This is a genomic window from Pedobacter chitinilyticus (assembly GCF_003313385.1).
In the GTDB taxonomy this organism is placed as follows: Bacteria; Bacteroidota; Bacteroidia; order Sphingobacteriales; family Sphingobacteriaceae; genus Pedobacter; species Pedobacter chitinilyticus.
The window spans coordinates 362,667-376,557 of record NZ_QMHN01000004.1; the positions used below are offsets into that span (position 1 = coordinate 362,667).

The 13,891-nt window shown below is 39.3% G+C and carries 12 protein-coding genes and 1 riboswitch; all 12 genes read left to right on the plus strand.

The features are described from left to right. Window positions 1-54 precede the first annotated feature (54 nt). The 12 genes from murQ to DUT70_RS14355 all read left to right on the plus strand — a co-directional run bounded on the left by murQ (window position 55) and on the right by DUT70_RS14355 (window position 13,886). Window positions 55-858 (plus strand): N-acetylmuramic acid 6-phosphate etherase, encoded by an 804-nt coding sequence (gene murQ, locus DUT70_RS14300; protein WP_113648025.1) that lies wholly within the window; start codon window positions 55-57, stop codon window positions 856-858. 139 nt (window positions 859-997) lie between these two features. Then, window positions 998-1,564 carry a hypothetical protein gene (locus DUT70_RS14305; protein WP_113648026.1) on the plus strand — a complete coding sequence of 189 codons (567 nt, stop codon included), beginning with the start codon at window positions 998-1,000 and terminating at the stop codon, window positions 1,562-1,564. A gap of 37 nt (window positions 1,565-1,601) precedes the next feature. Continuing rightward, a complete protein-coding gene (locus tag DUT70_RS14310) occupies window positions 1,602-2,357 on the plus strand; it encodes a Bax inhibitor-1/YccA family protein (protein WP_113648027.1) in 756 nt (251 codons plus the stop codon). Between the two features lie 117 nt (window positions 2,358-2,474). Next, window positions 2,475-2,578, plus strand: a riboswitch (SAM riboswitch). A 108-nt stretch (window positions 2,579-2,686) separates the two neighbouring features. Further along, on the plus strand, window positions 2,687-6,391 hold the full coding sequence (gene metH, locus DUT70_RS14315) for a methionine synthase (RefSeq protein ID WP_113648028.1): 3,705 nt from the start codon (window positions 2,687-2,689) through the stop codon (window positions 6,389-6,391). Window positions 6,392-6,436: 45 nt separating this feature from the next. Then, window positions 6,437-6,811, plus strand: a complete 375-nt coding sequence (locus tag DUT70_RS14320; RefSeq protein ID WP_113648029.1) for a four helix bundle protein — start codon at window positions 6,437-6,439, stop codon at window positions 6,809-6,811. 44 nt (window positions 6,812-6,855) lie between these two features. Continuing rightward, window positions 6,856-7,809 carry a methylenetetrahydrofolate reductase gene (locus DUT70_RS14325; protein ID WP_113648030.1) on the plus strand — a complete coding sequence of 318 codons (954 nt, stop codon included), beginning with the start codon at window positions 6,856-6,858 and terminating at the stop codon, window positions 7,807-7,809. 121 nt (window positions 7,810-7,930) lie between these two features. After that, window positions 7,931-8,245 carry a hypothetical protein gene (locus DUT70_RS14330; RefSeq protein ID WP_113648031.1) on the plus strand — a complete coding sequence of 105 codons (315 nt, stop codon included), beginning with the start codon at window positions 7,931-7,933 and terminating at the stop codon, window positions 8,243-8,245. 122 nt (window positions 8,246-8,367) lie between these two features. After that, on the plus strand, window positions 8,368-8,784 hold the full coding sequence (locus tag DUT70_RS14335; protein WP_113648032.1) for a tail fiber domain-containing protein: 417 nt from the start codon (window positions 8,368-8,370) through the stop codon (window positions 8,782-8,784). A gap of 100 nt (window positions 8,785-8,884) precedes the next feature. Further along, window positions 8,885-9,418 (plus strand): RNA polymerase sigma-70 factor, encoded by a 534-nt coding sequence (locus DUT70_RS14340; protein WP_113648033.1) that lies wholly within the window; start codon window positions 8,885-8,887, stop codon window positions 9,416-9,418. 83 nt (window positions 9,419-9,501) lie between these two features. Further along, window positions 9,502-10,152 carry a hypothetical protein gene (locus tag DUT70_RS14345; protein WP_113648034.1) on the plus strand — a complete coding sequence of 217 codons (651 nt, stop codon included), beginning with the start codon at window positions 9,502-9,504 and terminating at the stop codon, window positions 10,150-10,152. Window positions 10,153-10,180: 28 nt separating this feature from the next. Next, on the plus strand, window positions 10,181-11,392 hold the full coding sequence (locus DUT70_RS14350) for a DUF4374 domain-containing protein (protein WP_205529806.1): 1,212 nt from the start codon (window positions 10,181-10,183) through the stop codon (window positions 11,390-11,392). A 100-nt stretch (window positions 11,393-11,492) separates the two neighbouring features. Further along, window positions 11,493-13,886 carry a TonB-dependent receptor gene (locus DUT70_RS14355; RefSeq protein ID WP_113648036.1) on the plus strand — a complete coding sequence of 798 codons (2,394 nt, stop codon included), beginning with the start codon at window positions 11,493-11,495 and terminating at the stop codon, window positions 13,884-13,886. Window positions 13,887-13,891 lie beyond the last annotated feature (5 nt).

Genomic DNA, 13,891 nt, shown 5'->3' on the forward strand with positions numbered 1-13,891 from the left:
AGATATTGCGGTTATGTGCAAATTTGTGAGAAGAAAAACCTATTTTTAATTTAAATGAAAAGAGTAACCGAACAGGAATCTAAATACAAAGACATTGATAAAATGTCGGTAATTGAAGTTTTGAAAGGCATTAACGAAGAGGATAAGCTTGTTCCTCTGGCTGTTGAGAAGGCTTTACCACAGATAGAGAAACTGGCTACAGCTGTTGCCGAAAGAATGAAAAATGGTGGTAGGTTATTTTATATTGGCGCAGGTACTAGCGGAAGGCTAGGCGTAGTTGATGCATCAGAGTGCCCTCCAACTTTTGGTGTACCATTTGATTGGGTGGTAGGCATCATTGCTGGTGGTGATAGTGCCATCCGTAAAGCAGTTGAGTTTGCTGAAGATGACGAAAAACAAGCTTGGATTGATCTTCAGGAATATGATATCAACGAAAAGGATTCGCTAGTAGGTTTGGCGGCATCTGGTACTACCCCTTACGTGGTTGGTGGTTTGGAAGAAGCTAGAAAACATGGGGTATTAACGGGTTGTATCATCTGTAATGAAGGTGGTCCTGTTGTTGCGGTATCTGATTATCCTGTGGAAGTAGTTGTTGGACCAGAGTTTTTAACGGGCTCCACTCGCATGAAATCAGGAACAGCGCAAAAATTAGTGCTCAACATGTTAAGTACTACCGTGATGATTCAATTGGGACGTGTAAAGGGGAATAAAATGGTAGATATGCAGTTGACTAACCACAAATTGGTGGATAGGGGCACGCATATGGTGATGGAAGAATTGAATATTGGCGAGGAACAAGCTGCTGAACTTTTGAGTAAGTATGGTAGTGTGCGTAAAGCCGTAGAGGCTAGCAGATAAACGAACTGCTTCGATATACTAATTAGCCACAGATACACAGATGTTGTTATTGTAAAAAATAAAATCTGTGTATTTGTGGCTAATCTTTTTTGAGCTGTTCCGTTCCCGTTCGTACGGGATAAAATCGTAAATTTGCCTCATGCACGAAATTGAACCATATTATCAATGGAGAGACGACTATATCGCTGCTGAAGACGAGCGTTCGCCTTTTTATAATACTGAATACTCGGAGTTTTACTACGATAAACAGCTGTATAATTTTCTCATTCATCCCCAATGGGACCATTTTGGTTCTAACACGCTTTACCTTAAAGTACTCTATGTTGACTACGATAGGGAATACGCCATCATCGAATTGATAGGGGAATGGAATGACGCCATTACCAATGATATCATGATTTTAAAAAGAGAAATTTTAGAATTGATGATAGATGAAGGAATCAACAAATTCATCCTTATTGGAGAAAATGTTTTGAATTTCCACGCTTCTGATGATAGTTATTATGAAGAATGGTTTCAGGATGTAGAGGATGGTTGGATTGCGGGCATCAACTTTCATGAACACGTGATTAGAGAGTTCAGAGATCACAGTATCGATTACTACATCAACTTTGGCGGCGAACTGGACGAACTACACTGGAGAAAGCTAAAACCGCTACAGTTTTACAAAAAAGTTGAGGAACTGCTGACAAAAAGATTAAACTAAAATTGTATTTTTATCCGTCAACCAATTTAAATTAATAATGGAACAACAAAATTATCAATATCAAGACAATTCGGTTTTTGTACAAGAAAAATCGGTTTCTAAAAAATTCTTTGCTAACGTTTTCACTTGGATGTTTGTTGCTTTAAGTTTATCCACTGTAGCAGCTTACTTATTTAGTACAAACGAGGGTTTAATGCAATATTTAATCACCTTTAATCCAGAGACAGGTAAAGGCGGCATGTCTATTTTTGGATATATTGCCATGTTTGCTCCGCTAGGCTTAGTGTTAACCATGGGTTTTGGGTTAAGCAGATTGTCATATGGCGCTCTGGTAGGTATCTTTATTTTATATTCTGTATTAACAGGTATCAGTTTAAGTTTCATTCTTTTGGCATATACCTCTGGTTCTGTAGTAAGTTGTTTTGCCGCTGCTGCAGGGATATTTGGTATTATGGCATTTATGGGCTACACTACAAATATCGATTTAAGTAAATTTGGACCTATTTTAATGGTGGGTGTTATCGGCTTGGTTGTCGCAAGTTTGATTAATATGTTTATCCAAAGCGAACAATTTAGCTTAGTGATGGCGTTTATCGGTATTGCTGTATTTACTGCTTTAACCGCTTATGACGTACAGAAAATTAAAAGAATTGGTGAGGGCTTGGAGACAAATGGAGAACAGGCATTGCAAGTGGAGAGCAGAAAGATGGCTATTGTTGCTGCTTTGTCTTTATATTTAGACTTTTTGAACATCTTCCTTTTCTTGCTACGTATCTTCGGAAGCAGAAAATAAGCTCATTTTCCAGAATATTATATCGAAGGCCGTGCAAATTTGCATGGCCTTTGTAATTTTATTTGGTTGTGCTACTGATATTTTTGGAAATGATAAGCGGATGTTGCACCTTTGCATTGCTTATTAAGAAAGACGGAGGGACTAGACCCAAGGAAGTCTTAGCAACCTGTGCCAACAAGGTGCTAATTTCTAATCTCAGCAGTGGCGAGAGAAGATAAGTTTAAGGGAACATCCATTCCAATACTTTTAGAGTAAGCCAATAGATTTGAGTAAAGCGTATTGCGTATTGCGATATGGCTCTTTACACAAATCTCTATACGCAATACTGAATGAGTCGCATTAGAGAAGAACTAGAGAAACGTATTTTAATTATAGATGGTGCCATGGGCACCATGATACAGCGTTATACCCTAACCGAAGAAGATTTTAGAGGCGAGCGTTTTGCCAACCATACCTGTGATGTAAAAGGCAACAACGATCTATTGAATATTACTCGTCCAGATATTATCAAAGCCATACACACCGAGTATTTGGAAGCTGGTGCTGATATTGTGGAAACGAATACTTTTAGTACGCAACGCATTTCCATGGCCGATTACCAAATGGAAGAGCTGTCGTACGAATTGAGCTACGAAGGCGCGAGGATTGCTAAAGAAGCAACTACCGAATTTATGGCTAAATTTCCTGATAGGAAGTGTTTTGTTGCGGGCGCTATTGGTCCAACCAACCGTACCCTTTCACTGTCGCCAGATGTAAATGACCCAGGTTTCAGGGCCATTTCATACGATGAACTTTTTGATGCTTACTACGAGCAAATCAGAGGTTTGGTAGATGGAGGTTCGGATGTATTGCTTATCGAAACTATTTTTGATACCCTAAATGCAAAAGTGGCCATTGCTGCCATTAAACAATACGAAGAAGTAGTAGGTAAAAAGCTCGAGATCATGATTTCGGGCACCATTACAGATGCTTCAGGTAGAACCTTATCTGGACAAACTGCAGAGGCATTTTTAAATTCTGTAGCTCACGCTAACCCCTTGAGTATTGGTTTTAACTGTGCTTTGGGCGCAAAAGAAATGCGTCCGCACATTGAAGAGCTGGCCGCTAAAGCTGCTTGCTATGTTTCCGCCTATCCAAATGCAGGTTTGCCTAACGAGTTCGGTGCTTATGATGAGTTACCACATGAAACGGCACATTTGGTAGATGATTTCATCACCTCTGGTTTTGTGAATATCGTTGGTGGTTGCTGTGGAACTACGCCAGACCATATTGGCTGTATTGCTAAAAAGGCAGCAGCGGCACATCCAAGGAAAATTCCAACTATCGCTCCTTATTTACGCTTAAGCGGATTGGAGCCTGTAACCATCACTCCCGAGAGCATTTTTGTAAACGTGGGCGAGAGGACCAACATCACGGGCTCGCCTAAGTTCTCTAAATTGATTTTAGGTGGCGATTATGAAGCAGCACTAGCTGTAGCCTTACAGCAGGTAGAGGGTGGTGCGCAAATTATCGACGTAAACATGGATGAGGGAATGATTGATTCGGAGGCGGCGATGACCAAATTCTTGAATCTGATTGCGTCTGAACCAGATATTGCCAAATTGCCCATCATGGTCGACTCCTCTAAATGGACCGTCATTGAAGCTGGATTAAAATGCTTGCAAGGAAAAGGCATTGTTAACTCTATTTCTTTAAAAGAAGGCGAAGAAATTTTTAAGGCCAATGCCCGTAAAATTATGCGCTACGGTGCTGCGGTGGTGGTGATGGCATTTGACGAGCAAGGTCAGGCAGATAACTATGACCGTAGGGTAGAAATATGTACTCGTAGTTATCGCATTTTGGTAGACGAAATTGGTTTCCCACCACAGGACATCATCTTTGACCCTAACATTTTAACGGTAGCTACAGGGTTAGAAGAACATAATAACTATGCAGTAGATTTTATTGAGGCTACCCGTTGGATCAAACAAAATTTACCACATGCCAAAGTAAGCGGCGGGGTATCTAATATTTCTTTCTCCTTTAGAGGAAATAATGTGGTTCGTGAGGCCATGCACTCGGCATTTTTGTACCATGCCATCCATGCAGGACTGGATATGGGAATTGTAAATGCGGGGATGTTGGAAGTTTACCAAGAAATTGAACCCGAGCTTTTAGAACGGGTGGAAGACGTACTCTTAAACCGTAGAGATGATGCTACCGAAAGGTTGGTGGAGTTTGCGGAGACGGTAAAAAATAAAGGCAAAGTTGTGGTAAAAGATGAAGCATGGCGTCAAGGCACTGTGGAAGAACGTTTATCACATTCTTTAGTAAAAGGCATTGTAGAATTTTTAGATGATGATGTAGAAGAAGCCCGCCAGAAGTATTCTAGGCCAATTCAGGTGATTGAAGGCCCGTTGATGGACGGGATGAATATTGTTGGGGATTTATTTGGTGCTGGAAAAATGTTCCTGCCACAGGTCGTGAAATCGGCAAGGGTAATGAAAAAGGCCGTAGCTTATTTATTGCCTTTTATTGAGGAAGAGAAATTGGCCAACCCAGATGCTTCACAAGGCTCTTCGGCAGGTAAAATATTATTAGCAACCGTAAAAGGTGATGTACACGATATCGGAAAGAACATTGTAGGCGTAGTTTTGGCCTGTAATAACTTCGAGATTGTGGATATGGGCGTAATGGTGCCTGCGCAGGAAATCATTAAAAAAGCTAAGGAAATTAATGCCGATATTATTGGGTTAAGTGGCTTAATCACGCCATCGTTGGATGAAATGGTGCATTTTGCCAAAGAGATGGAGCGTGAAGGATTTACCATTCCGCTGATCGTTGGTGGTGCAACCACTTCTAGAATACATGCGGCGGTGAAAATTGCGCCAAACTATTCTGGTCCTGCTATTCACGTATTAGATGCGTCTAGAAGTGTGACTGTTTGTAGCACTTTAATGAATGGCGAATTGAGGCAATCGTATATTGACCAAATTAAGGCAGAATACGATAAAGCTCGTGAAGCACACTTGAACAAACGTTCCGATAAGCGCTTTAAAACCTTGGAAGAGGCAAGAGCAAACAAGTTCCAGATCGATTTGACACAAGTGGCCGCAGCTCCAAAATTTACAGGAACAAAAGTGCTGGAAGATTTTCCTTTGGAAGAATTGCTGCCTTATATCGATTGGACGCCTTTTTTCCATACTTGGGAATTAAGAGGTAGTTACCCTCGAATTTTCGAAGATAAGAATGTAGGGGATGAGGCTAAAAAGCTTTTTGATGATGCGCAGGCGTTGTTAAAACGTATCGTCGACGAAAAACTATTGAAAGCAAAAGCCGTATTTGGTTTTTGGCCCGCACACACCATCGGTGATGATATAGAGCTTGATGTAGCGAGCAGCACTTTGAAAGTTACGCCAGAATTAAAAAATGGCAAGGCCGAAAAAGTGAGAATTCATACTTTACGCCAACAGGCCGAAAAAGTAGATGGACAGCCTTACTATGCTTTGTCTGATTTTATTGCCTCGAAAGAGAGCGGAGTAGAAGATTATTTTGGAGGTTTTGCATTAACCGCAGGAATTGGTTGTGATGAGCTGGTAGCCGAATATGAAAAACATCACGATGATTATAACAGCATCATGGTAAAGGCCTTGGCCGATCGTTTGGCGGAAGCCTTTGCAGAGAAATTGCATGAATTGGTACGTAAGGATTATTGGGGTTATGCCAAGGAAGAGAATTTCTCTAATGCAGATTTGATTAAGGAACAATATGTAGGTATTCGTCCAGCACCAGGTTATCCAGCTTGTCCTGAACATACCGAAAAAGGAACGTTGTTTGCCCTGTTGGAAGCGGAGGAGAAAATAGGTTTGCGCATTACCGAAAGTTACGCCATGTACCCAACGGCTGCCGTAAGTGGTTTTTATTTCTCGCATCCAGAATCGAAATATTTTGGTTTAGGTAAAATCAGCAAGGAACAAATAGAGGATTATGCAGTAAGGAAAAACTTAGATGTAGAAGAAGTGGAAAGGTGGTTAGCGCCGAATTTAGCATATTAAAGTTGCGGGTTACGAGTTAAAAGTTACAGGTTTAACAGTATAAAAATGGAAAAAGAAAAAAAAGCATACGTAGACCTAGAAGTTTGGAAAGAAGCAAGAGCTTTAGCGAATAATATCTATCAAGCAACCAAGCTCTTTCCAAAAGAAGAAATATTTGGACTGGTTAGTCAAATGAGAAGATGTGCAGTTTCAATACCTTCAAATATTGCTGAGGGCTGTGGTAGAAATCATCCAAAAGATAGTGTTCAATTTTTCTTTATAGCCAGAGGCTCGATTTATGAGCTAGAAACTCAACTTTATATTTCTTTTGATCAGGGATATATTGATGAAATAACAATGAAGTCTAATCTGCAACAACTTGAAACCACTAGAAAATTACTAAACGGGTTTATTAAATATTACCAGCAATTAATCAAATAACACTCTAAACGCGCAACTCTCAACCCGTAACCCATAACTTAAAAATGAAGATTACAGAACATATTAAAAACGCAAAAGGAAAAACCTTATTCTCATTTGAACTTTTACCACCGATAAAAGGACAAAGTATCGATTGGATTTACAATGGTATTGAACCTTTGTTAGAATTTCAACCACCTTTTATTGACGTTACTTCGTTAAGGGAAGACTACATCTACAAAGAACAACCTAACGGCTTATTGCAAAAGGTATCCTATCGTAAACGTCCAGGAACTATTGCCATTTGTGCTGCCATTATCCATAAATATAAAATTGATGCCGTTCCACACTTAATTTGTGGTGGCTTTACCAAGGAAGAAACAGAGAATGCACTGATAGATCTGCAGTTTTTGGGGATTGACAATGTATTGGCTTTGAGAGGTGACGCTCGTAAAGCTGACAGTTCTTTTGTGCCTACGCCAGGTGGACACGCTTATGCTACCGACCTTATCCAGCATATCAAAAACCATAATGAAGGGAAGTTCCTGCACGAAGATGTAGAAACCTTTAAAAGTGACTTCTGTATCGGCGTAGCGGGCTATCCAGAGAAACATTTCGAAGCTCCTAACCTCAATACTGATTTCAAATACCTGAAGCAAAAGGTAGACATGGGCGCTGGATTTATCGTAACCCAAATGTTTTTTGATAACCAGAAATATTTTGAGTTTGTAAGAAAATGTAGAGAGAATGATATCAATGTACCTATTATTCCAGGTTTAAAACCCATCAGTACTTTAGGTCAAGTAACGGCTTTGCCTAAGATATTCCATATTGATTTGCCAGACGAATTAACGGATGCCTTATCGCACGCTAAAACCAATGCAGAAGCCAAAGAAATAGGAACAGCTGCTATGATTAAGCAATGTAAAGAGTTGATTGAATTTGGAGCGCCTGTATTGCATTTTTATACGATGGGTAAACCTGATCAAACGAAGGAAATTGCAAAAGCTGTTTTTTAAATGAATTTTGAGAAGCAAGCTAGTTTTAGGTAATGTAAAAAATACAAAACCTTTTTTAAATTAGACAGTTATCTTACAAAGCTATGCTAGCATAGTAACTTAGAAGACTTATATTTGCTGCATGAAAAAACAAAAACTGAGGAGCCTAATGATGCTTTGCCTACTTTTTTTGCTGGGCATGGTATATAGTGCGCATGTTTTTGTAATGGATAGTGAGCAGACTGTGCAAACAGCAACAACGGATGTCAATGATGACAATACAGAAAGTGGAGAAGAGAAGGTAAAAGAAACATCCCATCATTTCTTCCTGCTGGAAAAAATGCGTTATCATTTAAAACCGTTAACCTCTATTGTGGTGAATTTAAACGATCACATGGAGACTGCGCTTCCAGACGCTTACCTTCAGCTAAGCACACCCCCGCCTGATTTTGCTTAAATCTTAGCAAAGAAAAATCAAACCAATACCAAATTTTTATAGATATAAATGTATTAACGATGAAACCATTGTGATTTGCTAGTCAATCACCATTGGCTCATCATCATCATCCACAAATTAAAATGAAAAAATCACTTTTATTGGGTGCTATTGCCATAGTTGGCTTTGCCCTTAACACCAACGCACAAACAGTTAAGCAAACCGAAATTACTTCGATAGATAATTCATTAAATACCGTTTTAAAGCTTAAGCCAATCAATTTTAGCTATGATAAAGATTGGGCTGGTAAATTGAAATTAAGCACACAAAAACAAAGCGGATTTGCAGTTGAAGAAGTTGCTAAGGTTGCTCCAGAATTGGTGGTTAATCAACAAAAGACATACACTGCTGGTAAAAACAGTACTAAAACGGCCACCGTTCCTGTAGTAGATTATGAAACCCTTATTCCGCTTTTGGTAGGTAGCATTAAAGAACAGCAGCTACAAATAGAAGCCCTGAAAAAGGAAATCAGCTTATTAAGAAGCGCAAAATCAAAATAATAAAGAAAGGCCAGCTAAAAAGCTGGCTTTTTTGTGATTAAGCCATTTTATGTTTATAATCAGTCTAAATAAGAGTATATTTGTCGAAATTTTTTGAAGATTGTTAGCCGAAACCCATCACACTTTATCCATTAACCGAGACACCTTTGAAAAGGTCTATCACCAGTATTGGGAAAAAGTTTATGCGGTTTGTTATAATAACATTCGAGATGTTGAAGTGGCCAAAGAAATGGTGCAGGACATCTTTAAATCTTTATGGGAACGTAGGGAGGAGCTCGAACTTGAAAACATCGGTCATTATCTTATTCGTTCTGCCAAGTACAAAACCTTCGAGTATATCAGGAACAAAACCACTAGGCAAAGATTAGACGAGTTTAATTACCAAGGCTGTGTAAATGCCAGTAATTGCACCGAGGAGCAGGTGCTGTTCAACGATTTAAAGGAAAATGTGAACTTGTTGGTAGATACACTTCCCTGTCAATGCAAAAGGGTATATAAAATGAGTAGGGAAGAAGGCCTGAGCAATAAAGAAATCGCAGCAAAACTGGCCATTTCCGAAAGAGCGGTAGAATATCATATTACCAGGGCAATGACAACGCTTAAACAAAAACTAGCTATCTTCAATAAAAAATAAACAAAACATACGGGAGTAGCCCACTAAAGCTACTACTCTTTAAAAGCTTAGAAATCGTTAATTTTGTGTTGTAAATTACGTTGATGAAAGTGACAGCTGATCTTATAGAAAAATATCATCATAACCTTTGTACTCTAGAAGAGCGCAAAGCGGTTGAAGATTGGCTAATGAACAGCGATGTTGATGAATTGGAGTTTCACAGCGAAAATGACAAGCAATTGGTGAAGGACGATATGTGGAAGAACATTGCTACAGTGGAGCCTGATCAATCTGCTCCAAAACAACAGCTTTTGCGCCCTGCTTCCTACTACATGTGGAAAGGAGCAGTAGCCGCTACGTTATTGATCGCGTTACTAGGCGTTGCGTTCTATTATGTTAATCGCAACAGCGAGAAAACGGTTGAGTTTGTAGCATTTCACAACAAATCGGCACTAAAGGTCAATCATATCAGCGCTAGAGAATACAGCTTGGCGATTGGACCAGAGACTTCTGCAGAAATCAATGCGCAAAATGGGGTGATCGATTTAACGGGAAGTATCCTGATTTCTCCAAAACGGGATATAGAACTTAAGTTTGACGGTGCCGTAAACACACTAAGTTTAAAAAAAGGACAAACCTATATTATTTTGAATAGCAAGTCTGGTAACCATGGGTTAATTGTGGTCAATGAGAAAAACCTGATTAACTTGCCGCCACTTATTCAAAAAAAATTGATCCAAGAATTCGATATTTAAGCGCTCTAATTTCCCTATGAACAAAGCTATGGCAAGCCAGTTAAAAATGATGATTGTTTTTGGATTGGGATTACTGTGCCTCTATGCTTGCAAAAATGCTTCTTCATCTTCAAATCAGCCAAAGAGATATAGCCTACATTTGATCGATATGGAAGGCAAAGAATATGTTGTAGCTACCGACGATTTGGATGCGGGGCTGATTAAACCCGAAAAAGTGACGGAAGCGCTTCCAGATACTGTTTCCAGAAGCATTATTGTAAAGGATGGCTATTATTATTCGTTGCAAAGGAAATCGGATATTTTAACCAAGTATGCGTTGAAAAATGAAAAGCTACAACCTGTTGCTCATTTAAAATTGGATGACTATAGTGAAGAAAATTTCATTTGGATAGGTAAGGATACGTTGCTGCTAAGTGGATTGAATAATGCTTCTAATATCGCTAAATATTACCTTATCAATACCCAAAAAATGCAGGTGTTGGCGCATGGCCTATTGGATATAGAAAAGCCTAAGGGTAAGTTTATTTCGACTTCTATTGGTTTTGTAGATCAACGGAAAGATACGCTTTTTGCGGGTTATACTTTTCATCCGCCAATGAGAGACGGAAACTATACCACGAGTGATACCATGTATATTTCCCGATTGAAATATCCAGAAATGAAAAGCTTGGGGCTTCAAAAGGAAGTGCGTTCTACGTATCCAGCGGGAGTGAATGTTGTACAACATAATGAATTTACTGATGAACACGGAGATTTTTATTTCATGTCGTGTCCAGGCATAGCCATGGGCAACCGTACCGATTTACCGACCGCTATCTTCAGAATAAAGGCCAAGAGTAATGTGGTTGATCCAAACTATTTATTCAACTTATCTTCCTCTAAAATTGCTAACCACGCTTACGGGCTTTGGTATATTGGAAAAGACCAAGCTATTGTCCGTTCAGAAAGAAAAGACCTTTATAAAGGACTGTCAGATCACTACAGTACGCCTCATTTTGAATTTTACTTGCTAGATATTGCCAAACAACAGGTCATTAAAAAATTAGCCCTGCCATTGGATAAAGGAACTCGTAAAGAAGCGGTATTGGTTAAGGGAGATACCGTTTACATTGCAGTAAACTCTGCTACAGAAGGCAATTATATCTGGAACTATAACGTCAAAACTGGGAAGCTATCCAAAGGTCTTCAAATTGGTGGCGTGGCGGCATTTATCGTACGCTTGGACAAATTGGCGCCATAGTCAATTCTATTCTTTGTTTGTTTAGACTTATTTTAAATTTTTTCAATTTCTACCTTCGGGAAGCTGCGACTTGTGCTACTCTCTTCAAAAAAGCACAATAATGTTTCGGTTAAAAATCCTGTTATCTTTCATTTTATCAATTCCTATATTAGTTGTTAATGCTCAGCAGAATGCCAGTATTTCTGGCTTCGTAACAGATAGTGCCGGTGCCATCACAGGAGCATCGGCGCTTCTTAAAGGCTCAAAAATTGGCGTCACTACCAATAGCGAAGGTTACTTCCAAATTAAAAATGTAAGGCCAGGCAGTTATACTTTGCTCATTTCCTACATCGGTTTTAAAGGAATCAGTAGAAATATCAATGTTAAAGAGGGGCAACAGCTAAAGCTCGATTTCATGTTACAGTCTAATCTCAATGATTTAGAGGTGATAGATATTAAAGGGAGAACGGCTACTACAGAATTAAAGCAATCTGGGTTTACCGTTAACGCTATTGATCTAAAGGCTTTCCAAAATAGCAGTGCCGATTTAAATATGGTGTTAAATAGGAGTACAGGCGTAAAAGTGAGAGAAGCTGGTGGGATGGGTTCTGATTTTAACTTCACTTTAAATGGACTCTCTGGCAGGCAGGTTCGATTTTTTATCGATGGTATTCCTATGGAATCTTTCGGGAATTCATTCGGATTAAATAATATCCCAGTTAATTTGGCTGAGCGAATTGAAGTTTATAAAGGCGTTGTTCCTGTAGAGTTAGGTGCTGACGCATTGGGCGGTGCGGTGAATATCATCACTAATCAATCGGCGCCAAAATTTTTAGATGCCAGCATCAGCTATGGCTCATTTAATACCGTTCGTGCAGCTGTTTCAGGTAAATACACCGATCAAAAAACAGGCTTGTATGTGAATGCCAATGCTTATCACAATTACTCCGATAACAACTATTTGATGCGTAGTAATCCGAAATACGATGCCGCCATTAAGGTAGTGGAAAATGGAGAGCTGGTAGAGCGGGACGTAAGAAGATTTCACAGCGCTTATAGATCTACTGCTGGACAAATTGGTGTGGGGGTAACTAATAAAAAATGGGCAGATAGACTAGAGTTGACCGTGTTATATGCTGATACCTATAAGGAGATACAAACTGGTGCTACCCAAGATAAAGTGATTGGTGAAGTGACCAACAATGAGAGGTTTTTCATGCCGACCATTAAGTATAAGAAAACTAATTTTTTAACCCGCGGTTTAACGGCTACTTTCTTTGCTTCAACCTCTATTCAGCGCTCACACGTACCTGACACAGGTAATTACGTATACACATGGAGCGGTAAAGGCAGACCAGAACCAATTTCTGGAGAGCTTTATGGTATTAAAAGTATCTATCACTACCGCAATACAGCCAATTTAGCAAGGGCAAATTTTAGTTATGAGATCGATGACAATAACAGCTTCAATCTTAATTATAACTATAGCCACTTCGCTCGTAGAGCTACCGAAGATCTAGGCATCGTGAAAAATAACACGTTTGAAGAGCCCAATACCATTGGAAAGCACGTTGCGGGAATTGCCTATCAGAATAATTTATTGGATAAGAGATTAATCACTTCAGTGTTTGCAAAGTTCTATGCCTTAAATGCCTTGGTGCGTAATGCCGTTTATTTCTCCCAAAATCAAACTTATCTAAGATCCGATTCGAAGACTTCGAACAATTATTTTGGCTATGGTGCAGCAACAAGATACAGAATAACTAATGACTTCGGGATCAAGGCTTCTTATGAACATGCCTATCGATTACAAGAAGGAGAAGAACTATTTGGTAATGGGATAGATGTTACTTCAAACATTGCTTTAAAACCAGAAAACAGTGATAACATCAATGTCGGTGGTTTCTATCATTTTATGTTAACAGAACAACATCTTTTCGGGTTAGAAGCTTCTTACTTTTTTAGAAACGCTAAAGATTTCATCTACTTTATTCCTAGTGGCGGCGTGTACTCGATGTACAACAATTTAGCAGGGGCTAAAATTAATGGAGTAGAGTTGGAAGCAAGATACACCTATACCAACTTGTTGAACTTTTCAGTGAATGGAACCTACCAAAATGCGGTGAGTCGCCAACGCTATGAACCCAATACCAGCACACCAGATGCCACTTATGGCGACCGTATCCCTAACCAACCTTGGTTTTATGCAAATGCCAATTTAGAGATTGGTATAAATGATGTTTGGGCAAAAGGCAACCGTTTGCAGCTGAGCTTATCAAGCCAATTTGTAAACTGGTTTTATTTGAATTGGGAAAGTCGGGGTAGCATCGAATCTAAAAATAAAATCCCAACCCAATTGTCACATAACGCAGCATTGTCTTACTCCGTAGCCCAAGGCAGATATAGCATTGCGGTAGAGGTCAACAACTTCACGAACGAATTGCTGTACGACAATTTTAGGTTACAAAAACCAGGGCGTTCGGCATTCATGAAACTTAGATACTTCATTAAATAAAAACT

Excerpts from the sequence above, each read along its gene's own strand:
- DUT70_RS14335 (WP_113648032.1), top strand. The coding sequence starts at position 8,368 with ATGAAAAAATCACTTTTATTGGGTGCTATTGCCATAGTTGGCTTTGCC.
- DUT70_RS14320 (WP_113648029.1), top strand. The coding sequence starts at position 6,437 with ATGGAAAAAGAAAAAAAAGCATACGTAGACCTAGAAGTTTGGAAAGAA.
- murQ (WP_113648025.1), top strand. The coding sequence starts at position 55 with ATGAAAAGAGTAACCGAACAGGAATCTAAATACAAAGACATTGATAAA.
- DUT70_RS14310 (WP_113648027.1), top strand. The coding sequence starts at position 1,602 with ATGGAACAACAAAATTATCAATATCAAGACAATTCGGTTTTTGTACAA.
- DUT70_RS14355 (WP_113648036.1), top strand. The coding sequence starts at position 11,493 with ATGTTTCGGTTAAAAATCCTGTTATCTTTCATTTTATCAATTCCTATA.
- DUT70_RS14345 (WP_113648034.1), top strand. The coding sequence starts at position 9,502 with ATGAAAGTGACAGCTGATCTTATAGAAAAATATCATCATAACCTTTGT.
- DUT70_RS14350 (WP_205529806.1), top strand. The coding sequence starts at position 10,181 with ATGGCAAGCCAGTTAAAAATGATGATTGTTTTTGGATTGGGATTACTG.
- metH (WP_113648028.1), top strand. The coding sequence starts at position 2,687 with ATGAGTCGCATTAGAGAAGAACTAGAGAAACGTATTTTAATTATAGAT.
- DUT70_RS14305 (WP_113648026.1), top strand. The coding sequence starts at position 998 with ATGCACGAAATTGAACCATATTATCAATGGAGAGACGACTATATCGCT.
- DUT70_RS14325 (WP_113648030.1), top strand. The coding sequence starts at position 6,856 with ATGAAGATTACAGAACATATTAAAAACGCAAAAGGAAAAACCTTATTC.
- DUT70_RS14330 (WP_113648031.1), top strand. The coding sequence starts at position 7,931 with ATGAAAAAACAAAAACTGAGGAGCCTAATGATGCTTTGCCTACTTTTT.